Source organism: Mucilaginibacter sp. HD30 (assembly GCF_054061755.1).
Window position 1 is genome coordinate 399,488 of sequence record NZ_JBSSEO010000001.1, and the last position, 25,232, is coordinate 424,719.

Here is a 25,232-nt window from a genome sequence, read left to right on the forward strand (position 1 = left end):
TTATTCCCACTTAAACAGCTTCACTGCGACAGCATAGATTACCACACCCCAAATCAACAGGATCAAGATCTGGTGAGTGACATCAAATAACCCGGCACCTTCAAAGGCTACTTTACGCAGAGCATCATTTAAATAAGTGAGGGGTAAAGCACGGCTTATAGGCTGCAACCATGATGGAAAAACATTAATAGAAAAGAAGGTGCCCGAAAGCAGGAACTGCGGTAGTGTAATAATGTTAGCAATTGGCGGCACGGAACTTTCGTTTTTGGCTATGCCAGATACCACAAAGCCGAAGCCCATAAAAACTATAACCCCAAGGGTAGAGAGCAGCAGCATATTTATTACTGTGACCACGCCATGTATCAGTGTAAAACCAAATGCGAAGTGACCTATCAATATAATAAACAGGGCACCAATTAACGCAAAGGAAATACGGGCAATAGCTTCGCCTAAAACAATACTATAGCGTTGTACAGGGGTGGCAAAAAAGCGTTTAATAACCAAGGTTATACGCAGACTTAAAAACACAAACGCGGTACCAAACACGCCCGTGCTTAACAACGAAAAGCCTAACTGGCCAGGCAAAATAAAATCAATGGTTTTATACTCGCGGCCATGTACGGTTGTTTCTTTTAACTCAGCAACCGGGGGAGGCATCTGTCCACCGCGAGTGTTTGCCTGGTATATGATATTATTCAGAATGGATTTCAGGATGTTTCCTTTTTCCAGCGATGCATGGGTGTATTGCACGTCGATGGTAAACGGAGGCGCAGACTGATTCTTTCTTATGTTGATGATCGCATCAATGCTTCCTTTTTGAAGGCTTTTATCCATCTCATCAGTCGGGAGCTTATCATTCATCCTGATAACCCCGCTGCCTTTCAACGCTGTGTATATATAATTGGATGTATCGCTGCCTTTAGCCAACCCCACATCAACAGAAAGCCCACCGCCCCCGATAAAACCAAACACCAAAATAAATATCAGCGGAAACGCCAGACTAAAAACTACAGCCGAAGGGCTGCGCATGATTGATCTGAAAGCGGCCTTCGCTATAGCCAGCGTGGCGCGAACATTGTTGTATGGTTTGTTGTTGTTGGTCATTGGTCAATAGTCATTAGTAAGTTGTTGTAACAGGCAGCAAGGCAGAAAGCTCAAAATTGAACATCCAAAATTCGAAATCAAACTACCCGCGCCATTCCTTCCCGGTCATGTTAATAAATACATCTTCCAGGTTAGCGGCTTTGACCTGTTTAGGGCGTTCAAAGCCGGTAGCCACAAGGTTATCAATAAACTGGTCGGGGGTGTCAATGCCTATAATACGGCCACCATCAACAAAAGCCACACGGTCGCAAAGCACTTCAGCTTCGTCCATATAATGCGTGGTTATAACTACAGTTGTTCCATTGTCGCGTATCTCTCGTATCAAATCCCACAGATTACGCCGAGCCTGCGGATCAAGCCCCGTAGTAGGTTCATCTAAAAATACAATGCGTGGGTCGTTAATAAGCGTGGTAGCTATAGAAAAGCGTTGCTTTTGCCCGCCAGAAAGTTCTTTGTATTTTGATTTGGCTTTATCTTCAAGTGCTACCTTAGCCAGCATTTCGGCAGGGGTTTTATCAACACCATATAAACCGCAAAACAACGCTATCAATTCTGATAAGTTAAGGTTAGGATAATATCCCGCGGCTTGCAGTTGTACGCCTATGCGTTTCTTTATTTCGCCGGACTGGCTGTCAATATCGAACCCATCCACAGTAACGCTGCCTGATGTTTTTTCGCGCAGGCTTTCAATTATTTCAAGCGTGGTGGTTTTACCGGCACCGTTAGGGCCAAGTAAACCAAAGATCTCACCCTCATAAACTTCAAAGCTTATATCATTTACAGCCTTAAAATCGCCATAATTTTTTACCAGATTTTTTACCGTGATAATGGGTTGTTTTGCCATAATGTAAAGGTGCTGCAGAAAAACCTACAAAGCAATAATAATTTAGGTTAATTGCATTTTTTTGCCTGTTTGCGTATTATTTAACCAGATGACCTATCAGTTGAATTGCCAAAGCAACATGTGCAATAAATTTGGCAGCTATAAAGAGTAACGATGCAGTTAAAAACTTTTCCATTGCTATGCGATTGATTATACACCAAAATTGGCTCAAATCAGCATAATTACACACAGTTTTTAGGTAAACGCAAGCTAATTGTCGGTAAATGCGCGGCGAAAGCGGCGAAGGTAGGGGTATGGTTTGGCGATGGATTTTAAATATAGATTCTTCGAAAGATGGATTTGTCATTCTGAGCGATAGCGAAGAATCTTATAAATAATACTACACCCAGCGCTCGGCTTGTAAAGCGGATAAGATTCTTCGCTATCGCTCAGAATGACAAAAAGACTTTTGGAATATTTCAAATACTCCTGATTTTAAACCCTGGCTTTAAAAAATTAGAGCTTTATGCTTTCCGCAATTCACTTTCTGATTTCAGCACTTTACCGCCATCATCTTGTTTAACCTCATACGCCGGGTCTTCCTTACTGGCATTGCGTTTTACATGCGCTCCCTTTATTGTTTTTTCAACAGGTTCGTCGTGCTTTTTTACTATCTCGCCTTCGGCAGATCCTTTGCCCCATTTCCAGGTAACTTTATCTCCTTTTTTCATAACAGAAATGGCCCCGTATAAGTCGGAGCCATTTCTGTAAAGCAAACTTGCTGCCAATTACTCAATAAGGGTACCTACATAATAATTGAGCGTATCAATTTCCACATTGTCCTTGGTAAGGCCCGGAAATTCCAGTGGCCTTAACACATTGGTGGGGGTAACAAATTTATACTCGCCACCTTTTATACGTATTTTAACAGGCATGGTAAAACCTGGCGCTTCTGCTATCCAGCGGTAATATAAGCGACCCCTAACAACTTCTATATTAAATACAGGTAAGGTTTTATAATGCAGATATTGATCAAAAACAGGCGCTAAATTTATACCTGCCTCTTTCGATATGTAACCTGTTATATCGTCGTAAGTAACCGTTTTACGGCCAAAAGTTTTATTAAGCCCTCTCAGTATATCGCGCCATTTAGCGTCGTCATTAATAATAGTACGTATCGTATTCAAAAGTACCGACCCTTTAGGGTACATATCGCCCGATCCTTCTTTGTTAACATCGTAAGGTCCTACAATTGGCCCATCGTTATCAATACCTTTACGGAGGCCAAAATTATACTCCTGCCCGGCCTGTTTGCCATAATGAGTGTCAATAAACAAGGATTCGGAATAATCTGTAAAGCCTTCGTGTATCCACATATCGGCAATATCTTTAGATGTAATGTTATTGCCAAACCATTCGTGCCCGCTTTCGTGCACAACAATATAATCCCACTTTAAACCCCAGCCTGTGCCAGAAAGGTCTTGCCCCAAATAACCATTACCATATGCATTACCATAAGCAACCGCGCTTTGGTGTTCCATGCCTAAAAATGGTGTCTCTACCAGTTTATACCCATCTTCATACCACGGATAAGGGCCAAACCAATATTCAAATGATTTTAGCATTGGTTTTACATTGGCTTCAAAGTGTTTCCTTGCTTTATCGGCGTTGTAACTCAATACCCAATAATTAAGATCAAGGTTGCCTTTTTCGCCTGCGTAAGTATCATTTATGTGTACATACTTTGCTATGTTTACCGCAACGCCATAGTTGTTAATAGGATTACCAACAAACCAATCGAAACGTGTATAGCCGTTGTTCAGATCCGTTGTTTTACGCAGGCGACCGTTTGAAACCTCTGCTAAACCTGTGGGCACACTTATGCTGATAAGCATGCTATCTACTTCATCAGCCTGATGATCTTTATTGGGCCACCAAACGCTGGCTCCAAGCCCCTGGCAGGCCGTTGCAACAAAAGGATTGCCTAATGAGTCGGTTTTGTAAACCACGCCACCATCCCATGGTGCCTTTTTTGCTACTACGGGATTGCCTGAATAATACACCGTAAACTCGCCTTTGGTGCCTTTAACAATGGCCCTAGGGAAGGTTACAAAAACCGCGTTAAACTCGCGTTTAAAAGGAAGATTGGCGCCTTTGTAAACTACCTTTTCAACTTTCAGGTTGCTGAACAGGTCAAACTGCAGTTTAGTAAAATTCTGTGTCGCTGTAAATTTAAATTGGTTATTGCCGCTGATGAACTTGTTGGCTATATCAAATTTAACATCAAGGTGATAATAATTGATATCATAGCAGGTGCGGAGCGGGGTAAGCATGCCACGTAATGTGTCGGCACGCGTAAATTTCGGCTTCGCTTTAAGCAGTTGCGCTTGGGTACAAAAGGGCACAAGCCCTAAAAAGATCAGGAGGATACGGGTAAGTTTCATAATTTGCAGTTAACGGACTCAAATATAATATTAAGTGGCAACTATATCAATTTGCGCGCTTAGATTGAATGATAAGTAATCAATACTCTAAGATATTATTATATGAATACGCTGCTGAACTTTTGCACCTACAATTAGGGAAGTAATTTGCGCAGGAAGTACGTGTATAATACGCAATAGCGCGCTGTAAATACGCTATTTAAAATGGTTTGGCTGTATATCAAGCCAACATTAAAACAAGTATTAAAAATATGGAGCGTATTTTGTTGTATTACAGCAATATACCAACATGAAAATAATACATCCTACTAAATCAATTAAAGAGGCTCTTAATAAACACGGATTGCCTGAAAATCTTATAGTCTTTTCTCACCTACGATGGGATTTTGTTTACCAGCGGCCACAACATTTATTAACAAGATTGGCTAATGATTTTAACATAACTTTTGTTGAAGAACCTTTGACCGGTGCGGATAAGAAGCCTTATTATTCTTTTAAACGGCGCGAAGGCATTGTCATTATTACGCCTCATGTTTCTGATCAACTTTCGCCAAAGGATAAAAATGATGCATTGAAAGTGTTATTTAATGAATACATGGCAAACAAAGATCTGCTAAACTATGCGTTTTGGTATTATACTCCTATGGCGCTGGAATTTAGCGGTAAGTTTAACCCTGCATTAGTGGTTTACGACTGCATGGACGAGTTGTCGGCTTTCAAATTTGCGCCTGTTCATTTAAAAACTTTAGAACAGGAACTGCTAAGAATAAGCGACATTGTTTTTACAGGAGGCCGTTCTTTGTACGAAGCTAAGAAACATCAGCATGCCAATATATACCCTTTTCCCAGTAGCATTGATAAAAAACATTTTAACCGCGTAAGACAGATTGCCGGTACTACTAAAAAGTCAGGTGTAGCGAGCGTTACGCTGGGTTTTTATGGCGTTGTTGATGAACGCTTTGATACAAATCTTATAAAAGAAATAGCTGCCGCACGCCCTGACTGGGAAATTCAGGTCATAGGTCCGGTGGTTAAGATCGATGAGCGAACCCTACCACACAACAATAATATCAGTTATTTAGGACCTAAAAGTTACCAGGATCTACCTCAATACATGGCCGGGTGGGACATTGCGCTTATACCTTTTTTATTAAATGAATCCACCCGCTATATCAGTCCCACAAAAACGCCGGAATATTTAGCAGCGGGCCTCCCTGTTATATCTACTGCCATAAAAGATGTTATAAACCCTTATGCCGGTAACAATCTGGTGCAAATAGGTGCCAACGCAGCAGAGTTTATTAAGGCAGCCGAATATTATTGTGCGCTGTCTTCTGAACAAAAAAAAGCATGGCTAAACCAGGTAGACCGGTTTTTAAACCTTAATTCCTGGGATAAAACTTGCAGTAAAATGCTTACTGTTATTAAAGATACTATGATACAAAAAACACAAACCCGGATTGCAAGAATAGTTTAATGCTTCAAAATATACTAAAGTCGTTCTGGATGGCTGGCTTTGAATGTGCCGACCATCTAAATGCCGAAGGCAACCGGGTGGATATGTTAGCGATAACAGGGCATCTTGACAACGTGGCCGAGGATTATGAGCGGCTACACAGCGTTAACATAATTACAGTAAGGGAAGGAATTTGTTGGAGCCAGGTAGAGAAACGTCCTTACGAGTATGATTTTACTGTAGTGAAGTCTATGCTAAAAGCAGGTGAAACCGCTAACATTCAACAAATATGGGATATTTGTCACTTCGGGTTTCCGGATGATCTTCATCCGTTACATCCACTCTTTACCCCACGTTTTGTGTCACTTTGCGTCGCCTTTGCTAAGTTTTATACGGCTCAACGTCCAGGACGGGAGTTAATAGTTACGCCCATAAATGAAGTAAGTTTTCTGTCCTGGCTGAGTGGAGAAGTAGGAAACACCACACCATATTGCAAAAACAACGGTTGGAATGTTAAGTACGCTTTGATGAGAGCTTATATCCAAGGCATTCGCGCCATGAAAGCCATAAGCCCGCAAATAAGAATATTAACTACCGAACCAATTGTAAATATTGTGCCGCCATTAAACGCTTCGCAAGAGGAAGTTCTGCAAGCACATAGGGTAAATGAGGAGCAATATCAAACATTAGATATGCTAATGGGCACAATATGCCCCGAATTAGGTGGCTCGTCCGATCTGGTAGACGTGCTGGGTTTCAATTTTTATTACAATAACCAATGGGTGCTGGGCTTTGAAGAGTTTCTGCCGTGGCTAAATGAAAGCAACGATCCGCGTTGGAGACCCTTATCGGATTTGATTGCTGATGCCCACGCACGATATAATAAGCCTATCGTTTTAAGTGAAACCAGTCATCCCGGAGAACATAGGGCAAATTGGATAGAATTTATAACCGGAGAGACTTTAAAAGTACTGAAAAGCGGCATTCCGTTTTGGGGTATATGTTTATATCCTATAATTGACCGCCCGGATTGGGACAATTTGAAGTACTGGCACCATAGTGGTTTGTGGGATCAGCAATTGCCTGACAATACATTGAACTTGCGCATACTTGATGAACCGTACGCACAATCGCTGAAAAGGTGTCAAGGCATTATCAATAATGTTTTACGTCAACAGACACAATCCTTTTGTAACATCTTACGGTAAAAAATGTAAAACTTTGTTTTCCCGGTAACTAATCTCTATTTCGCTGTTCGCTAATTTGTTAAAAAACTTAACTTTGGGCACCAAAACAATAATTATGCAATATGATGTTATCGTGATCGGCTCGGGGCCGGGTGGCTATGTGGCTGCCATACGCTGCGCCCAGCTGGGTTTAAAAACTGCCTGTATTGAAAAATACGCTACCTATGGCGGTACCTGTTTAAATGTTGGTTGTATACCATCAAAAGCTTTGTTAGATTCTTCGGAGCATTTTTACAATGCGGGCCACACTTTTCAAAGCCATGGCATTAACCTTAAAGACCTTAAGGTTGATATCGCCCAGATGATGAAGCGCAAAACCGAAGTTGTGCAAAAAAACACTGCCGGCATTAGTTTCCTTTTTAAAAAGAACAAAATAGATGGCTACCAGGGTATGGGGTCGTTTAAAGATAAAAACACAGTAATTATTACTGCTGCCGATGGCAGTACAAAAGAGATAACGGGCAAAAATGTAATTATCGCTACCGGTTCAAAACCGTCAAGCCTGCCATTTATCCAGATAGATAAAAGACGCATCATTACATCAACCGAAGCTTTAACGCTTACTGAAGTACCTAAACATCTGGTGCTAATAGGTGGCGGGGTTATAGGCTTGGAGTTAGGTTCTGTATATGCCCGTTTAGGTGCCAAAGTATCTGTAATTGAGTTTATGGATGGCATTATCCCAACTATGGATAAAGCACTGGGTAAAGAGCTGCAAAAGGTATTGGCAAAACAAGGTATGGAGTTTTACCTTGGTCATAAAGTAACCGGTGCTACTGTTAAAGGTAAAGAGGTTACCGTAACTTTTGATTCTCCGCAAGGCGAAAAGAAAGAGCTGAAAGGCGATTACTGTCTGGTAGCCGTAGGCCGTGTAGCTTATACAGATAGCCTTGGCTTAGATAAAATAGGCATCACCGTTGAAGAACGCGGTCGCAAAATCACTGTTAACGACCATATGGAAACCAGCGTAAAGGGTGTTTACGCCATAGGCGATGTGGTGCGCGGTGCAATGCTGGCCCACAAAGCAGAGGATGAAGGCACCTATGTTGCCGAAACCATTGCAGGCCAAAAACCGCACATCAACTATAACCTGATACCGGGCGTTGTTTACACCTGGCCGGAGGTTGCAGCTGTTGGTCAAACCGAAGAGCAGTTAAAAGCGGCGGGCATTAAATATAAGTCAGGTTCGTTTCCATTCCGCGCAAGCGGAAGGGCAGTAGCCAGCGGCGATATGGACGGCTTTGTAAAAGTGTTAGCTGATGAAGCTACTGACGAGATTTTAGGCGTTCACATGATTGGTCCGCGTACTGCCGATATGATTGCGGAGGCCGTATGCGCCATGGAGTTCCGTGCGAGCGCAGAGGACGTTACCCGCATGAGCCACGCACACCCAACCTACACCGAAGCCATGCGCGAAGCTTGTTTAGCAGCTACAGCTAACAGGCCGATACATATTTAGATTTAGGATTTATGAATAGTAAAAGGCTCACGATTTAATCGTGAGCCTTTTTTATCACCTCTTTTGAACCGTTTGTTCATTCGGTACTAAAAATCGAAATCCGATATTCCCTAATACTTAAACACCTTACCATTAGCCATAACTTCCTGCGCTTTCTCGTCAAACGTGGCTTTGTAGCCGGTATGAACGGCAGCGCTGGTCATTATGTTGGCTATGGAGTGGCTATAGCCTGCTTCAACAGGCGCGTTAGGCTGCTTGCGGCTGCGCACACATTCCATCCAGTTGCGTATGTGGTTAGAGGTTAGCACATCGGCCCCGGTATTGGCAGACGATACCACCGCTTCGGTATTCTTCAAACTGATCTCGGGCAGCAGGTTAGCTTTCATGCCCATAGCCGAGGCGTTGCGCTGTGTAAGGCCGCCCGTTGGCGAGATCTTATTGGTGATCAAATTCAACTCGCCGCCGGTAGAGTAGTAGATCTCGGCCGGCTTATCATCACCGTTGTGCTGGCGCGACATAAAGCTCACCTGGAAACCATTGCTCATATCATCCAACGGACCGTAATCAAACGCGGCCGAGAGCGTATCCCAATTGCGACGACCATCCTTCCAGGCATAGATTCCCCCGTTGGCGGTAACGCTGCGTGGATGGCTAAGACCCGTAAACCAGTGCACCGTATCAATCTGGTGCGCCATCCACTGACCCGGCAAACCCGACGAGTACGGCCAAAACAACCGGAACTCCAGATACTTACGCGGATCAAACGCCTCGTAGGGGCGGTTCATCAGGAAACGCTTCCAGTCGGTGTCGCTTTCTTTTATCTGGCCCAGCAGGTCGGGGCGGCGCCAGCGGCCGGGCTGGTTAACGTTCCAGGTTAGCTCAACCATGGTGATGGGGCCAAACTGACCCGAGCGTATAAACTCATTGGCAGCGTGGTAGTTAGCGCCGCTGCGGCGCTGCGAACCTATCTGCACTATCTTGCCGCTCTCCTTAACAGCCTTAAGCGCCGCCTTGTTGTCAGACATCGTCTCGGCGAAGGGCTTCTCTACATACACATCGCAGCCGGCTTTTACGGCCTCTACGGTGTGCAGGGCGTGCTGGAAATCTGCCGTGCTGATAAACACCGCATCCACCGTTTTGCTGGCGTACATCTCCTCGTTATTGCGGTAGGCTTTAACGTCGTTTTGCATGCGTTCTTTCCAGGTGGCGGCGCCTTGCTCCCGGCGTTTGTTCCATATGTCTGATACCGCAACTACCTCAAAGTTAAGCTCTTTATAGTGGTTCATAAAGCAGGGCAGGTGCGAACTGCGGTGCCTGTCTGAGTAGCCCACCACGCCAATACGCACCCGCTCGTTAGCGCCTATAATGCGTTTATAACTCTTGGCACTCCAGCTTTGCTTGCTTACCAGCAACCCACCGGCCGCCAACGACGCCTGTTTAATGAATTTACGACGCGATTCTTCCATTGCTTATGCTATTTAGTTGGTTACGTTTAAATTGGTTATAACCGGCTTTGCTGCATTAGGGTGCAGCGGCTCGCCGGCCATTTAAAAGTACAAACTTTAGCCACAATTCTGCAAGTAATGCCGCGTGTTTCGTCTCACACGTTTGCGAGCCAGTTGGAGACACCGCGGGATACTCTTTTTTAGTAAGCTATTGGCAGTTACCAGTTTGCAGTTTTAAGCTGAGACAATGTGGGACAAAGTGAGACTACTTATTCGTCAGGAAAATTAGCTGTGAAATTAGGTTAATGTGTTGATATTCAGTATGGCTGCTGATCTTACTATTTTTGTCCCACGTTTGGGACAAAAACCTAACGCCCACTGCTGCTGCAAACTGCCTACTACCAACCGCCAACTAATCCTCGCACCTTAACGTAAGATACCGTACCTTTGCGAAATTGTTGCATTTACACGCAATAATGCAATAATAAAAAAGCATGAAAAAAATTGTTGACCACCGTAAGCTATTAGGTGTAACCGGCGCGGCCGAACTACAGGAACTGAAAACATCCTACCGATCATTGATGAAGACATGGCACCCGGATAAGTTTCAGGAAAGTGCAGAGGCCAAGCTGGAAGCTGAAGAGAAAAGTAAACAGATTATTGAAGCTTACCATTTTTTAGTAAGCATTGCCCCCGAAACACACGCACAAACGCTTACCGAATACAACCTTACTACCACAACATCAAACATGCTCGATTTTGAGTACCGCTCGCAGGTGCTAAAAGTATCGTTTGTTGATGGCAGCGAGTACGAATATTTTGATGTGCCCAAGGCCATCTATGTAAAGCTCATCAATTCCGATTCGCCGGGGCGCTTTGCGCGCAGGCATATCTTTAACAACTACCTGTACCGCAGCGTTAGCAAGCTGGTGGCTACGGCGTAGGGGGATTTGAGATTTGAGATTTGAGATTTGAGATTTGAGATTTGAGATTTGAGATGTGAGTTGTTGCTTATGATTGCGGCAGTTGGCAGGGGTGCGGCCATAGGTTACCCTCAACTAAGCCTAATCACTAATCAACCAATCTCTAATCAACTAACAATGGCCGGGCTATCCGCTCATACGCCTGCAGGCCTTAGGCTCTTTTTTTAGTTGGCAAAATGCAACTGCACACTGCCATCTGCTACTGCCAACTAAAAAAGGCCGGTATCCGCTGCTATCCCTAACGCGGAAAAATCAATTGTTTTTGTAATAAACTTGATCAAAACTCGCACGTTCTCGCGCGTTTTTGGGATGTTCTGTGACGAAGCAAAAATAATAAAGCGTTATTGGGGGGATACGAAGCAATCTCTACACGATAGGCTGTGGAGGATGTTGATGTTAGTCACGAGTACTCAACCGATTGCCTTGCGCTACATACACACGTCAGCATAGGAGTTCGTTAACCCCGTGTATACTTACCTAAAAAAGAAATTATATACAGTTGGTCGCTTTTTACGTGAATTTTTCTATATTTATAAGTACTAAATGATTATCACAATTATGAATGTTTTTCAGAAACTTACTGTCTTCTGTGTTTTGGTAGTAATCAACCTATCCATTGCCCAAGGTCAGAGCTATACTTATAAATCAGTTTTCGACAAGGCAGATGAAACTGCTTCTAATGCAATAGACAGAATGTCGCTTCGTATGAGACAATTAATGGATCACGCTATAGACCGACAAGACTTTATTTTGGAAGCTCGAATGAAGGATGTCGGCTTAATGTTAGATGGAATGAAAAATTTTGTTGAAAACCAAGGCATTAAAACTCTGGATAAGTTGAGCGAGGAACGTCAAGCTACATTAAAGCAACTGGATGGTATATTGGCCAAGACTGTAGACAAGTCTACGGTAAACTTTGAGCAATTCCTGGCTACTTCATCGGCCAATTTGCAAAACATTGTTAACTCATTGCCTACGGTTAAAAATCAATTTGAAATCTATATGATTGATGGCATTACCCAATCTTTTAAAAATGACGGCGTATATGAAATTACGTTTACAGGAAATGCATTTGTTAATTCAGTAAATCAACATAAAGTTGTTGTTGGAGACAAAGAATATCCCCTACATACTCGTGCAAGCACATCAAGTGCATATATCCAGATACCCGCGACTGATCTAACGGGTCATTTTAGTGATACTGAGGCAAGGAGGATTAAATTTACTATTACAAGTAAGCGGGAATCAAAAACTATCGTAAGTTTTTCCAGCACAATCCTTTTACATCCTAGGTATCCATTCAAATATATTTTAAAGGAAATAGATAATACTTATAGACTGAGTAATAAGGTCGAAATTGGCGTATTGAGCCAAAAAATGACTGTAGCGGATACCGAAACAATGATAGAGGCTAGCGTTCCGGACGGTGCTGAAATAGATTCTGCAACAACAGAATTTTATGATGGCGGCACTAAAGCATCATCAGGTATTTCTACAGCAGAATATAACCGAATGAAAGAAGTAGGATGGTGGCACGATGCTCCAAGATTGATAAATTCAAACAAGACAATAATAAGGCCCTACTTTAGTGCAACACAGCGAACAGTTTGGATCTTACCACATTTTAGAAGGAGGGAGCAAGGCGAGAAAAATGCTATAGTTCGCTATCTGAACTATACTGACCCAGTTACTGGAGGGTTAAAGCAATTAACAAACGGTTATATTGCATATGGCACTTATCGTAGTGATTATTTTACCAACGATTACGTCTCTTACGAGCTAATTTTGAAACCTTTTTTTGGAGATTCTATAACTATTAATCCAACATCGCCCGGATCATCCGCTGACTTTGTCGAAGCCGAGGTAGGAGCGGAGCGTCGTCTAACGATAAAAGTCAAACCAGCAGCAAGATATTGATCAGTAGTAAGCCTTCCCTGGCGCGCTACTATACAGCGCAACCCCCGCTCCCGCAAGCGTCCCGCTTGTGGTTAATGAAGTGTTCGGTTGTTGTAAACTGTTGCGTTTTCTTACCGAACGAACATTATAGCCTTAAGCTACTAAGCAAGTAGGGTACGAGTATGCAAACCGCAGACCTACGCTGCGTACTGGCGCTAGTCGGGGATCAGATTTAAAACTCTCGATGATCCTGCATATGCGGTATTATCACCATGTCTTCCGCCGTTCCTGAAATGATGTGAGTTATTTCTTCTGTGAGTTCACTGCTAGCGACCGTTGTACCCTTGAATACCGCGCCCTCGAAGATCCTGGATATTTTATTTGACCGTTCCATCTTGAATAGCACAAGTTTCTGACTATTTATCGGAAAGACAATTTCCGTTTCAAAGGCTATCACAGAGAATTCATTTACGTGGTTGAGTACGACGACCGGATTGTCGCAAGTGATCCAAAATTTACCCGGATAGGGCTCAAGGATATAATACTGGAAATTGCCTAGTCTATGCAGAAAATAGTCCCAGAACAAAAAACGTAGCATATTCGTCTGATTCTTCCTGCTTTCAAAATCGGGGTGATTCATCATCTTTTTGAACATAACCTGGTCCGCATCAGCATGATACCATAAACATTCATCAAGCAGCCGTTGGAAACCACCGACGCTAATAATGTCAGCTAGCCAAGCATCGAAATAAGAGGTGCGGACAAAAAGATTGGACGCAAAATGTGCTAGGATCGATTCGCCCTTGTTCGACAAAGGTCCCCTTGCTGCAAGCTCCTGATACAGTTCCGGCAGTCGCGTTTCTACTTCAGAATTTGCTGATTCAATAATTCGAACAAAGGGATCACCTTTGGGACCATCAAAATCAAAAAAGTCGTTTCTTGCTAACAAGGAGCCCACGCTTTTATGTGCAATCCAACGCTTGTTGTTCTTCGACATCAGGTGAAACTTCGACTTCTCCAATACTGCGACGCGCCATTGCGCATTTTTGTCTTGGTAACCGAACTGCTTTAGATAAACTTGGGAAATCAGATGCTGGTCCATTAAGGAAAGGTACGAAAATCCGTATTGCCAGTAAAGCTGAAGTTTCCCATCGCTCCCGCAAGCGTCCCGCTTGTGGTTAATAAAGTGTTCGGTTGTTGCAAACTGTCGCATACCCTTACTGAACGTACATTACTTATCTTTATGCTCATCAAAATAGCTTTCGTGTACCAGGTAAAAGGCGTGTACGCTGCGGGTGCTTAGCTTAAGGTCCTTATTATACATTTTGGTTAGTTCGCCTTTTTCTATCTCAATTTGCCTTTTGCAAACGCTTTCTGCGTATCTGCGTTCGCGGTACATGTTAACCATGGCAAAATTCAGGTCGCCAAATATTTTATTGTCCTGGCAAATCAGGTACACTTTTCTAAACTTACGCGGTGGCATTAGTTTCTCCCTCATCGACTTTCTGCTTCAGGCTATCGGCCTTTAGCTTAATCTTCCAGTAGTCCTGTCTTTCAAACATGCCTAAGCGTTGCTGTACATCGCCCAGCAGATCAAGCGCTTCGGTTAAAAGCTGTTCATAATTTACATTGTGCTTGTTTGCATCTGCCATAAGCCATTCTTTTTTATCTCACAAATTAAAAGAATAAGCCTTGTAATTGCTAACATTTTTAGCAATTTTTGTATGGTAAAGTATAAGGATATGGAAAAGTTTAAAGTAGCTACAGAACAAGGAATAACGATTATAACACACGTGGAAGCCAATTTAAAACTGCGTGTATTAGATGCCGCCACCACCACTTTACCCGGCGACACACCTGTTATTGAGGCCACCTTATACATTGAGCAGGGCGGTTTTATACCCAAATGCAGGTACTTTTTTGAAGTGACGGACACCGTTACCAATTTAATGAATACCGAAGCAGACATTGACAATTTTAAGGCCGCTGTCGACTTCTTTTTCAACTCAGTATTAGGTACAGACCTTTACGTTAAAAGAATTCCTAAAGCATCAAGCCTTTGCCCCGCCGAGCGCAAGCATTATCATTATTAATGAGGTGTTGGGTTGTCGCAAAGTGTCTCCCACTCTGGCGCGAGTATGCAGCGCAGGCCAATCGGGCTGAGCACTCGTGACAAACAGCCTCCTATTCCTATCGCTCGGGGATTGCTTCGTTCCTCGCAATGATGCTCGGAGAGGGGTAAACCTAATCACCAATCACCATTCACTAATCAACTAACCCTGTTCGTTTGTTGCAAACTATCTCATTCCCTTACCGAACGAACACCGGGTGGCCACAAGCGGGACGCTTGCGGGAGCAGGGGGTTGATACCCCTTAAAACAACTTGCTTAATCAGTTTTTCTGATTAAATTGCATTTTATTGCTTTATAAATCAAATCACTTTTAACTAACCACCCAAAAAACCAATTACTCGTATGAAGAAATTATTTATCCCGTTTCTATTCCTGGCTGTTGCAGTGTTTTTTGCCTCCTGGAGTGGAAAAGACACCAATCCGGTACTTACCGTTGAGGGAGGACAAATTAAAGGAGTTCCGACCCCCACTAAAGGAATTATTGCCTACAAAGGAATTCCGTTTGCAGCTCCGCCTGTAGGCAACCTGCGTTGGAGCGCACCTCAGCCTGTATTGCCCTGGAAAGGCGTAAAAACAGCTGACAAATACGGAGCAGCAGCTATGCAGGTTACCTGGGATCCGAACAGTTTTTATGGTAAAGAATGGCGTGCCAGCGGCAGTGTTCCGTTTAAAGAAGATTGCCTTTATCTGAATGTATGGACACCAGCAGCTGGCCAAAAAACTAAAAAACTTCCGGTTGCTGTGTGGATTCATGGTGGCGGCTACCGCGAAGGATTTGCTTTCGAACCTGAAATGGACGGAGGTGAAGATTGGGCTTCTCGCGGCGTAATTCTGGTATCTGTTACTTACCGTCTTGGAGTGATGGGCTTTTTCTCTCACCCGCTTTTGTCGGCTGAAAGCCCGAACAAAGTATCAGGCAATTATGGCTTGATGGATCAGGCAGCAGCCGTGAAATGGGTGTACAAAAACATTGAACAATTTGGTGGTGATCCTAAAAATATCACCATTTTCGGACAGAGCGCCGGTGCCGGTAGCGTACAATCTTTATGTGCTTCTCCTGTCTCTAAAAGCATGATAAGTAAAGCCATTAGCATGAGCGGTGGCGGACTTAATACAAATGGCAGGCCAGGACTTTCTTTAGACACTGCGCAATTACAAAACAAAAGAATGATGGATCACTTCGATAAGAAAACGCTAGCCGAAATGAGATCCCTATCTTTCGACGAACTGCTTCAAATGTCTCAAAAATACACTGAAGCTACCAAAATGCGTTTGGCTTGGAGCCCTGTTATTGACAACTACTTCTTAAAGAAAACTTTTTCAGAAGCTGCAATGGCCAGAGAGATACCAGATATCCCATATATGATTGGTTTTACATCTAATGATCTAAGTGACATGACCAAGCCAATCAGCGATTTCGCTGCATTGCGTGCAGGCCAGAGCACAAAGCCAACATTTGCTTATATGTTTCAGCGTCAGCTTCCGGGCGATGCAAGTGGCGCTTTCCACTCTGCCGACCTATGGTACATTTTCCACTCGCTACGCCACAGCTGGCGCCCGTCTACAGCCGGCGACGAAGAATTAAGTAAGACAATGGTTGACTTCTGGACCAATTTTGCTAAGTCAGGCAACCCTAATGGTAAACTGGGAAGTACCTGGAAACCTTATACCGCTCAAAACCCGCAATTTTTGTTGTTGGATGCAGATAAGGACAAGGCAGTATTTAGCATGACTGCGACTCCAGCGTATAAGGGAGGGCAACGACCTAAATAGAAGATAAAAATATGCCGCAAACACGGTAGAAACTTCTCTTTTAAGACTTAGTCTCTTAATAGAAATGCCGCATTTATAATTGAATGCGGCATTTCTATTTATTAAAACCGACAATTACATCTCCCGTATTGTTGATTTAATATATTCAAGCATTTACTCCGCTCACGCAAGCGTCCCGCTTGTGGTTAATGAGGTGTTCGCTTGTAGCAAACTGTTTCATTACCTTACCAAACTAACACTAACCAATTTGTCACACGCGGCACGCGTGCGCCAGCTATGGGGACTCTATTTTATCTGGGAATCCGTAGAGCCCTGCGGAACTCTACGGATAGTGAGGTCTTTACTTCAACTCGAAAGTATACGTCCGGTCCGCTCCGGCGGTTTCCTTCCCTTGGTCCGCGGTGCCACGCTTAACGAACGTGATCTTTGGTTTCTGGCCTGTAAAGGACACGACCACAGCATCCTTTTCATGCTGGTGCGCCGATGGTTGAGCGCCCTGCGCGGCAATGTCCTCCCAAATGATCAGGCGGTTGCTTTCGCGCACCTGCTTGCCGAGCCCTGTGGAAGCGGTGGTTGCGCCGCCCAACGCCGCGGGTTCCTTAAGCTCAAGAAACACTGCCCGCAGCACATCCGTGCCCACCCCTTCTTCACTGTGCGTTACGTCCCTGCGGTAAAAGAAATGATCCCAAGCGGTGCTGTGGGTTGGCGAACGCTGGCCTTGCGGAGACACTACGACCCGGTCGCCGTTGGTGTAATAAACGCCGGCATAGTCGTATAGATGTTTGTGTGTGGGATAGGCCTTTTGCAACCAAGAAACGTCCCAAACTTTAACACGATCGTTCTCAAACAATTTGGTTGCGCCTTCGCGGTCAAACGGCTCGGGATAAGTCTGGGCAGTTTGGGGCGAAGACTGGGCCGGGGACGAAGTCTGGGCAGGCTGGGGCGTCTGGGCCATAAGAACTGCACTGTTAAAAAAGAGTCCTATCGCTAAGGCGATGGGTTGAAAGTTTTTTTTCTTGTTCATGAATTAAATTTTAAAGTAGAATTATAATCAGCTTATCGAAGATATAAATCTTAGTTGAAACTAAGCCTATCTCCTTGCTCCTGAAATGTAATATAGTTGATAGATTCAGCCCATGGTCGGTGTTGTCACCGCACCATTAGGGCAGCTCTCTGCACATTATTTACAAAATTTACATTTTAATTTACAATCCAAATTAGCCGCGTCGGAAATTATCAAGGTAGATTCGCTAAATCAATTTTGATACCATATGAAAAACAAAAGAATTGTTTTGTACAGCCTGATTGTAGTACTAACCGGCGGTATTTATTTTGCCGTACAGGCTCAGCAAAAAAAAAGTACCCAACGCGCTAACTTTTCGGGCGAATGGAAAGCCAAGGAGTCGATAAGTATGGGCGGAAATATTGTTTGCTTATATGACGAGGCTGATCGTATGGAATTTAATACCATGAAAATAGCGCAGCAGCAAAATTTTCTAACCATAGAAGTACCCAACCTGTCATCGGGCAACGCGGGGGCTAAAAGTCGGGAGAAGTTGGCCTTTAACGGTAAAGCAAGCGAAATTATTCGTGGCCCGAGAAGAGGAAAAAAGTTTATCGCAAAGTTGTCTGCTGATGGCCAGACTATTACTATTAACACTATTGTAAGCCTGATGATAGGGCCTCCAGAATATTTTGGCAAAAATACGCAGAAGCAAGAGTTAACTAATGTAACAGAGGTTTGGAAGTTGAGCAATGATGGAAGGTCTATTTCTGTTCAGACGAATGCGAAATCTGGCGTAGTAGGTGAGGAGCGTTCCTGGAAGAGCGTGTTTTATAAAACCGATTAGTATTAAGTTTTTTCCATGCCCTCGCTCCCGCAAGGGTCACGCTTAAGGTTTGTATGGTGTTCGGTTGTTGCAAACTGTCGCATTCCCTTACCGAACGAACACTAACTAATTTTGTCACACGCGGCAACTATGGGATTTTCTTTAGTTCCAATTTCGTTTTTCATCTTTGTCCAAATTTCTGTTGATATAACCTTTCAAAATTCGCTATAACATCATCATAGCCTGTACGGTCAATAAATACATCAGGGTTATAGGGATCACCCGGCTTATGCTTTTCGTGCATTTTAAACTGTTCCGCATGCGAAGACAGGAACAGATCAAACTGTTGCTTTTTTAACAGATCAAAAGTGTACTTATAGTCTTTATCAATATCAGGATAAGTAGCCATTCCATGTAAATTGGCATCATCATACACGGTAGGCATATTGGCTATAAAAACCCGGTAAGTGCGCTTATCATCCTTTACATCAAACAAAAAGCTGTTAGCACCCAGGGTATGCCCAGGAGTATGCAAAGCAACTATTTTCATGCCACCCAATTTTATGGTATCGTGCTCATGTAATATTCTATCCGCTTTAACTGCTTTAAAAGTAGGCCCCTTACTACCAAAAACATAGTCGGATGCACCACCATCAGCCAATACAGGGGCATCATGTTCGTTTATCCAAATTTTGGCATTTGTCTCTTTTTTAATATCAGCCATACCTGCAACATGATCCCAATGGGCATGGGTGGCTAACAATATCTTGATATCACTAAACTTAAAACCTAATTGTTCAATATGGTCACGTATCATTTCAGTTACGGGTGCCACGCCTGTATTTATCAAAATATTTCCCTGCGGTGTAGTAATTAGATAGCAAGCCAAGTCATAAGTACCTACATAATATAGATTACCCGCAATACGGAATGGCTGGTAGGGGTAAGACCAGTAGGCCGGCTTAAAGGGCGGGGTCACCAGCGTTTGGGCCTTAACAAATGAATTGACAAACAAAAAGTTAACAGCCACTATGGCTATCTTAACCGTGATTTTAAAATTAGGCATGTTGGTTATAATTGTTATTAAAGGTATGATTTATCTAACCACATCTGAATAAAAAAGCCCCCCGGGAGCTTCCGAAAGAACTCATAAATATAAACTTATCAGCAATTAATAATTTCGGCTCACCACCCCCACACAGGCGCGAGTATGCAGCGCAGGACAAGCGGGCTGAGTACTCGTGACAACACCAGCTACCTAACGTGTATAGTTTTCAACGCTATCGCTCGCAATGACAAATGGGATTAATCAATAAAAAAGAAGCGCAAAGGGCTGTCAGGGTGCGCGACCGGGAGTATGGAATGCTTTGGCCTTTGTAATGAACAACACTTTGGTTTAGCAGCAAAGCTTATCTCAGCAGATAAGCTTCGGGTGAAAATGCAATGCGTTGGTGGCATGTGCGTTTGGCAAAGGCGTCAGGAACGTTGCGGTTACAGGTTAACAAAGCGATGATTTAGTCCGCCGCAACGGGACGTAGCCGCGGCGCATTGCATTTTGCAGGGCAAAGGCCATGTGCGGCAAAGAAGCATTTCTACTGACTTGATTTTTTGCTTCTTTTTTATCAAGAAAAAAGAAGAAGGCCTCCGCGGCCCTAGCGGGGAAAGCTAAGCGCGAGGGAACGCCCGGATTAAATGCAGCGAATTACCAACATCTGTATCAAACAACATGTGCCCAGGCCGTCGCACCGCTAAAGATTGCTTATTTTTACAGCGGTGTTTAGGCAATTAAGGCGTTTGTTGGTTTACAGGTGGAAGCATTTTAGGGTACACGAAAATGTCGGCGATGCGCTGCGCAATACAATTTTGGTGCTGCTGCCGCTTTTACTACTCTACACGTGCTACCCCCAACTGGCTACGGGTATGGCCGTTGGCACCCTGCTAATCAGCTTAACAGATTTACCGGGTAACCGGCGCAATAAAACGCTTACCGCGCTGCAAAGCCTGGCCATTATTTTGGTAACGGCTGTGGTGTTTTCGCTGAGTTTAAACAGCCCCGTAACAACGGGTATTACGCTTGTTGTGCTCACCTTTGTGCTGAGCATGTTGGGCGCCTTGGGTGGCCGGTCTACAGGGGCGGGGGGTATGGGCATAGCGCTGATGGTGTTTATGTTGGGTTTGCACCCGGCGCATCCGCTACAATTTAGTTGCTATATTTTTTTAGGCGGAACGTGGTTTTACCTGGTGAGCTTGGTGCAGGTGTATGTGTGGCCCTTCCGGTCGTTACACCAGGCGCTGCGCGAGGTGCTGGCCGCTACAGCCGACTTCCTGGAAGCCAAAGCTGCCTGTTATGATCCGGGCGTGCCGCTGGCAGAGAGTTATAAGCGCACCATTGTGCTGCACCTGCGCGTGGCCGAAAAGCAGGAAGTGGTAAGGCAGATTTTATTGGGCGATGATCTGGCTATGCGCGCTTCGGGTGCGTATGTTAAAAGTTTGATCAATACGGCTATACAGGCTATACGGCTGTATGAGCAGGTTACGGCTACGCATTATGATTATGTAGAGGTGCATCAGCGGCTGCAACAATCGGGCGCTTTGGCTATTACCGCACAGCTCATCCGCTTACAGGCCGCCGAAACCCGGTGGCTAAGCAGGGTGGTGCCCATTAGCAAATTGTTAGCTGCGCCGGGCGGTACAGACCAATATAACAACTTGGTGAACCGCTTAACCACGCTGGCAGGGCAAATACCACAACCCGATGCGGCAGTGATAAACGGCTTACTAATAAATGCCGATGCTATCCGCAATCTTTTAGACGCCATCCGCACCAAGCGCGAGGATGCTTTACCGCAATTAGATACAGGCCGACCGGAAAGCGCTAACCTGGGCATATTTCTGTCGGGAGCGGGTAGTTATAGGGCCAAGATAGTTTCGCATTTAAATTTCCGGTCGCCGGTGCTGCGTTTTTCGTTACGGCTAACGGTGATGTTTGCCGTGGGCTATTTGGCTACGGTGTTGGTGGTTAAAGACCCATACACATATTGGCTGCTGCTTACTATATTGATCGTATCGCGCCCCAAGCTGGCCATTACCTGGCAACGCAATCTGGAGCGACTTGCAGGTACCATGGTGGGTGTTGCGCTGGCCAGTTTAATGCTTTTAATTATATCGTCGCCAGTGGTGCTGCTTGCCATAGCGGTGTTAGCGCTGTTTGGCTTTTTCACCTGGAACCGGTACCGCTATAGCTGGTGCGTTTGCTGTGTAACCATATCGGTAGTGTTGTGTTTAAGCGTTTACCACGGCGGGCCGGTAATGATACTTTCGGCCCGTATAGGCTATACCCTGGCGGGATGCGCGCTGGCTTTCGCCGGGATCTTTATTTTCCCGGTATGGATACGGAGTGAGCTGGATGGACTGGCCCGGGCCGCGGTTGAAGGCAATAAAATGTTTTTATTAGCCGTAGTTAATGAAGATGCCCAGGCAAAAGTGTGGCTGGCCCGCAAGGAGGCCCATTTGCGGCTGGCGCGATTGTCTGAAGGAATCCGCCATGCCCGCGTTGAACCGGGTGTCGTTGATCTGCCCCGGCTGGAGCAGATCCAGGTGTTGAATTATAGGATAAATTCGGTCATAATCTCGTTGTTCCTGTCGCCAAGGCGGGCAGGTTTAAAGCGTTCATCCATAACTTTGCAACGGACTTATGCATATTTGGATGATTATATCAATGGTTTGCAAGCCGAAACCGTTAGTAAGGTAAATAATGAGGAAGAGCTGCTAAAAGGCATAGCCCTGCTGGAAACATTGGCCGCTGAGCTGGCGGGTTATACTGCCAATACCCCATTAACTTAAGTCGGCGAAATTTTGACATTTTAACTGAAAAATTTTCAGTCGGAAATGAAATTTTTTCAGTTAAAAATACCACATTTTGGTTTGGCACAAGGCTTGAAACAGGGTAGATAGTTTAATTAATTATAAGTTTTAATCATTAACAAATTAAGGAGGAAAGACCTATGACGTTGGTTAAATTTAATCCCGACAAAAGGAACAATGGTTCATTAATGCCAGGCTTTAATGACGTGTTCGACTCTATTTTTAACGATACCTTTTTTAACGACCGTATGACTGTGCGGGTACCTGCCGCCAACATCAGCGAAACTGAGGACCACTTCCATGTGGAGCTGGCTGCTCCGGGCTTAAAAAAGGAAGATTTTAAACTAAACCTTGACCGTAACGTGCTGAACATTGCCGTTGAAGTACGCAATGAACAAAACGACGTTCAGAAAAATTACAGCAAACGCGAGTACAGCTACACCCAGTGGGTGCGCTCTTTCACCCTGCCCGAAAGTGCCAACGCCGAGCAGATTGATGCCACCTATACCGATGGCGTCTTAAAAATTGACATAGCTAAACGCGAGGAAGCTAAAGCGGTACGCCGCCAGATAGAAATTAAATAAGTGTTTATTCTTTTTAAAGCAGCAAAGGCCCCATTTGGGGCCTTTGCTGCTTTATATCTATCGGGTGGTGTCAACCTGAGCTTGGCGAAGGTCACGCAAACAAGCTCTTAAACTCGCGGTAGTAGTTTTTTATGTGCTGCTCCAGCTGGTCCATAACGCTTTTTTTAAGGTCTCCGCTGCGGCGTACGCAGGTATGGTCTGGGGTAAGGTCAACTTCGCCTAATACTTCACCGTGTTCCATCACCCTGAAATGGCCGTCGTTATGGGGTAAAACGGTTAGGTTAAGTTCCTGCCCGGGCAGGTTAATTAACACATGAAACTGACGCTGTGGCAAAAACCCTAATTGCTGTAACATATACCCTCCGTTTTTTATAGATAGCTGTAATTTTTTATGCAGATGCTTATAATTGAAACATTATTCCGCGCAAAATATTGCGGTGTGAATGTTAATTATGCGTTAAAAATTATAGTATAAATTTAAAAGACTTAAATAAAGCGGGCGCTAAGCCTGTATTAAGTTTACAAGTATTGTGTTAGCACCTGTTGCAGCTGCGCTGCCTGTACCACGCCGCTTTGTCGCCACTTGCTTTCGCCGTTTTTAAATACCATTAGCGTGGGTACGCTTTGGATGCGGTAAGCGTTGGCAACTGTGGGGTTTTTATCTATATCGATCTTTATAACCGTTACTTTATCGCCCATTGTGCTTTTAAGCTGCTGCAAAATGGGTGGCATCATTTTGCATGGCCCGCACCACTCGGCCGAAAAATCTACCAGTACCGGTTTATCTGATGCTATTATTTCGTTGAAGTTTGCCATGATGATATAACTTATAAAGTTTTAAAAGGTTTTAGCCCCCTCTAAATCTCCCCCCTGTGGGGAAGACTTTAATATTCAAACACCGAACGCTGAATGTCCAACGCCGATGTGTTAACTTCATTATTAGAAATTCAGCATTCGGTGTTCAATATTTAGCTTCTACTAAAGCTTCAAATCTAACCGCTTGGCTTTAGCCTGTGCCTGCAGTGCCAATTCGGTGGCTAAAAGGCAGTGGGCCTGCGGCATGGCGGTTTCGGTACGGTTAACAACATCGTTTACAAACTGCTCGCCAAATGGCAACACCTGGGTTGAGCAGTCAATATATTGTATGCCTTTTTTATCAGCCAAAAACAAATGACTACCACCCGGGCGACCGGCTATATCAATGTACTTACGCACTTCTATATACCCATCGGTACCCAGAATGGTAAGGCGGCCATCGCCAAATACGCTTACGCCATCCGGTGTGAACCAATCTAACCGTACGTAGCCCATACCACCGTTGCCGTGCACCATTGCATCGCCAAAATCTTCAAATTTGGGGTATTGCGGGTTATGTACATTGGCTACCTGCGATGCTGTAACCTCAGCCGTGGTAGAGCCTGTATAAAACAGATACTGATCAAACTGATGCGAGCCGATGTCAGTGATTATTCCACCGTAATATTTAGTGTCAAAAAACCAATCGGGGCGGCTTTTGGGCGTCATTTTATGCGGGGCTATGTTGATGGTTTGCACCACCTTGCCTATGGCGCCTGCCTGTACCAATTCGCCGGCTTTAACGCTGCCGCGGTTTTCCAGCCTCTCGCTGTACATTATGGAGTAGATACGTTTGGTTTGCTTTTGAACTTTACGCACCTCGGCCAGCTGGGCCAGTGTTATCACGCCGGGTTTATCAACCAGGTAATCTTTACCATGCTGCATCACTTTTACGCCCAGCGGAGCGCGGTCTACCGGAATTCCGGAGCTCAATATCAGCTGAATGGAAGGGTCCTCTAATATTTCCGTATCAGTTGCGGCTTTTTTGGCAGTTGGGTATCGGCGCATAAAACCGGCAAGCAGATCGGCTTCTTTGGCGTAAACAGCAACTAATTGCCCGCCGCCGCGTGTTACGGCATCAACCATGGCGTTTATATGGCTGTGGTTAATACCTATTACCGAGAAACGTATTTTGGCATCTGCTGCTTTTACAGCCGGTGGAGGAGGGGGTGAAGCAAATGCAATTGCCGGTGGAAGAAGTATACTGCCTCCGGCTACCATAGCCGTTTGCTTTAAAAATTGTCTGCGGGAATTTTCATTGATATTCATCAGTAGGTTTAATTGGAATTTAAAGTTATATATATCCAACTAAAACAGCGTAAATAAACTACGCAAACG

At 44.4% G+C, this 25,232-nt stretch carries 23 protein-coding genes; 10 read left to right on the top strand and 13 right to left on the bottom strand.

Translation table 11 applies throughout. The features are described 5' to 3' along the window. From ACVW2L_RS02005 to ACVW2L_RS02020, 4 genes are all read right to left on the bottom strand, one after another. Complete coding sequence (locus ACVW2L_RS02005; RefSeq protein WP_457126277.1) at positions 1-1,104, bottom strand: ABC transporter permease; 1,104 nt, start codon at positions 1,102-1,104, stop codon at positions 1-3. A gap of 82 nt (positions 1,105-1,186) precedes the next feature. After that, on the bottom strand, positions 1,187-1,948 hold the full coding sequence (locus ACVW2L_RS02010; protein ID WP_457126278.1) for an ABC transporter ATP-binding protein: 762 nt from the start codon (positions 1,946-1,948) through the stop codon (positions 1,187-1,189). A gap of 503 nt (positions 1,949-2,451) precedes the next feature. Next, complete coding sequence (locus tag ACVW2L_RS02015) at positions 2,452-2,658, bottom strand: DUF2945 domain-containing protein (protein ID WP_457126279.1); 207 nt, start codon at positions 2,656-2,658, stop codon at positions 2,452-2,454. A gap of 57 nt (positions 2,659-2,715) precedes the next feature. Then, on the bottom strand, positions 2,716-4,371 hold the full coding sequence (locus tag ACVW2L_RS02020) for a M1 family metallopeptidase (protein WP_457126280.1): 1,656 nt from the start codon (positions 4,369-4,371) through the stop codon (positions 2,716-2,718). A gap of 289 nt (positions 4,372-4,660) precedes the next feature. On the opposite strand from ACVW2L_RS02020, the gene ACVW2L_RS02025 reads away from it, so the two are divergent. From ACVW2L_RS02025 to lpdA, 3 genes are all read left to right on the top strand, one after another. Further along, complete coding sequence (locus ACVW2L_RS02025) at positions 4,661-5,848, top strand: glycosyltransferase (protein WP_457126281.1); 1,188 nt, start codon at positions 4,661-4,663, stop codon at positions 5,846-5,848. Beyond that, positions 5,848-7,035 carry an amine oxidase gene (locus tag ACVW2L_RS02030; protein WP_457126282.1) on the top strand — a complete coding sequence of 396 codons (1,188 nt, stop codon included), beginning with the start codon at positions 5,848-5,850 and terminating at the stop codon, positions 7,033-7,035. Before ACVW2L_RS02025 ends, ACVW2L_RS02030 begins: the two co-directional genes overlap by 1 nt. 94 nt (positions 7,036-7,129) lie before the next feature. After that, entirely contained in the window at positions 7,130-8,533 is a 1,404-nt protein-coding gene (gene lpdA / locus ACVW2L_RS02035) for a dihydrolipoyl dehydrogenase (protein ID WP_457130175.1), read from the top strand. A 110-nt stretch (positions 8,534-8,643) separates the two neighbouring features. Here lpdA and ACVW2L_RS02040 read toward each other — a convergent pair whose 3' ends face one another. After that, positions 8,644-9,999 (bottom strand): Gfo/Idh/MocA family protein, encoded by a 1,356-nt coding sequence (locus tag ACVW2L_RS02040; RefSeq protein WP_457126283.1) that lies wholly within the window; start codon positions 9,997-9,999, stop codon positions 8,644-8,646. Between the two features lie 473 nt (positions 10,000-10,472). On the opposite strand from ACVW2L_RS02040, the gene ACVW2L_RS02045 reads away from it, so the two are divergent. Together ACVW2L_RS02045 and ACVW2L_RS02050 are read left to right on the top strand one after the other, a co-directional pair. Next, positions 10,473-10,922, top strand: coding sequence for a KTSC domain-containing protein (locus ACVW2L_RS02045; protein WP_457126284.1), 450 nt, complete (start codon positions 10,473-10,475; stop codon positions 10,920-10,922). Positions 10,923-11,504: 582 nt separating this feature from the next. Then, a complete protein-coding gene (locus tag ACVW2L_RS02050) occupies positions 11,505-12,878 on the top strand; it encodes a hypothetical protein (protein WP_457126285.1) in 1,374 nt (457 codons plus the stop codon). A 211-nt stretch (positions 12,879-13,089) separates the two neighbouring features. Here the strand turns inward: ACVW2L_RS02050 and ACVW2L_RS02055 are convergent, their stop codons facing one another. From ACVW2L_RS02055 to ACVW2L_RS02065, 3 genes are all read right to left on the bottom strand, one after another. Beyond that, complete coding sequence (locus ACVW2L_RS02055) at positions 13,090-13,959, bottom strand: DUF4238 domain-containing protein (RefSeq protein ID WP_457126286.1); 870 nt, start codon at positions 13,957-13,959, stop codon at positions 13,090-13,092. Positions 13,960-14,088: 129 nt separating this feature from the next. Further along, the gene (locus tag ACVW2L_RS02060) at positions 14,089-14,355 is read right to left on the bottom strand and encodes a hypothetical protein (RefSeq protein ID WP_457126287.1); all 267 of its coding nucleotides are present in this window, start codon (positions 14,353-14,355) and stop codon (positions 14,089-14,091) included. Next, positions 14,327-14,509: a hypothetical protein gene (locus ACVW2L_RS02065; protein WP_457126288.1), complete on the bottom strand. Its 183-nt coding sequence runs from the start codon at positions 14,507-14,509 to the stop codon at positions 14,327-14,329. Before ACVW2L_RS02065 ends, ACVW2L_RS02060 begins: the two co-directional genes overlap by 29 nt. A 72-nt stretch (positions 14,510-14,581) precedes the next feature. Here ACVW2L_RS02065 and ACVW2L_RS02070 point away from each other — a divergent pair, with 72 nt between their 5' ends. Both ACVW2L_RS02070 and ACVW2L_RS02075 read left to right on the top strand, forming a co-directional pair. Continuing rightward, positions 14,582-14,950, top strand: coding sequence for a hypothetical protein (locus tag ACVW2L_RS02070; RefSeq protein ID WP_457126289.1), 369 nt, complete (start codon positions 14,582-14,584; stop codon positions 14,948-14,950). A 381-nt stretch (positions 14,951-15,331) separates the two neighbouring features. Then, complete coding sequence (locus ACVW2L_RS02075) at positions 15,332-16,762, top strand: carboxylesterase/lipase family protein (RefSeq protein ID WP_457126290.1); 1,431 nt, start codon at positions 15,332-15,334, stop codon at positions 16,760-16,762. Between the two features lie 340 nt (positions 16,763-17,102). On the opposite strand, the gene ACVW2L_RS02080 is transcribed toward ACVW2L_RS02075, so the two are convergent. Further along, the gene (locus ACVW2L_RS02080; RefSeq protein WP_457126291.1) at positions 17,103-17,786 is read right to left on the bottom strand and encodes a hypothetical protein; all 684 of its coding nucleotides are present in this window, start codon (positions 17,784-17,786) and stop codon (positions 17,103-17,105) included. A 247-nt stretch (positions 17,787-18,033) separates the two neighbouring features. Here ACVW2L_RS02080 and ACVW2L_RS02085 point away from each other — a divergent pair, with 247 nt between their 5' ends. Then, on the top strand, positions 18,034-18,612 hold the full coding sequence (locus ACVW2L_RS02085) for a hypothetical protein (RefSeq protein WP_457126292.1): 579 nt from the start codon (positions 18,034-18,036) through the stop codon (positions 18,610-18,612). 160 nt (positions 18,613-18,772) lie between these two features. Here ACVW2L_RS02085 and bla read toward each other — a convergent pair whose 3' ends face one another. Beyond that, complete coding sequence (gene bla / locus ACVW2L_RS02090) at positions 18,773-19,657, bottom strand: subclass B3 metallo-beta-lactamase (protein WP_457126293.1); 885 nt, start codon at positions 19,655-19,657, stop codon at positions 18,773-18,775. A gap of 689 nt (positions 19,658-20,346) precedes the next feature. On the opposite strand from bla, the gene ACVW2L_RS02095 reads away from it, so the two are divergent. Beyond that, positions 20,347-22,434, top strand: coding sequence for an FUSC family membrane protein (locus ACVW2L_RS02095; RefSeq protein ID WP_457126294.1), 2,088 nt, complete (start codon positions 20,347-20,349; stop codon positions 22,432-22,434). A gap of 161 nt (positions 22,435-22,595) precedes the next feature. Next, on the top strand, positions 22,596-23,039 hold the full coding sequence (locus tag ACVW2L_RS02100) for an Hsp20/alpha crystallin family protein (protein ID WP_457126295.1): 444 nt from the start codon (positions 22,596-22,598) through the stop codon (positions 23,037-23,039). 91 nt (positions 23,040-23,130) lie between these two features. On the opposite strand, the gene ACVW2L_RS02105 is transcribed toward ACVW2L_RS02100, so the two are convergent. The 3 genes from ACVW2L_RS02105 to ACVW2L_RS02115 all read right to left on the bottom strand — a co-directional run bounded on the left by ACVW2L_RS02105 (position 23,131) and on the right by ACVW2L_RS02115 (position 25,163). After that, on the bottom strand, positions 23,131-23,394 hold the full coding sequence (locus ACVW2L_RS02105; protein ID WP_457126296.1) for a hypothetical protein: 264 nt from the start codon (positions 23,392-23,394) through the stop codon (positions 23,131-23,133). A gap of 164 nt (positions 23,395-23,558) precedes the next feature. Beyond that, on the bottom strand, positions 23,559-23,855 hold the full coding sequence (trxA, locus tag ACVW2L_RS02110; RefSeq protein WP_457126297.1) for a thioredoxin: 297 nt from the start codon (positions 23,853-23,855) through the stop codon (positions 23,559-23,561). Positions 23,856-24,017: 162 nt separating this feature from the next. After that, positions 24,018-25,163 carry a Gfo/Idh/MocA family protein gene (locus ACVW2L_RS02115; RefSeq protein ID WP_457126298.1) on the bottom strand — a complete coding sequence of 382 codons (1,146 nt, stop codon included), beginning with the start codon at positions 25,161-25,163 and terminating at the stop codon, positions 24,018-24,020. Between the last annotated feature and the right edge of the window lie 69 nt (positions 25,164-25,232).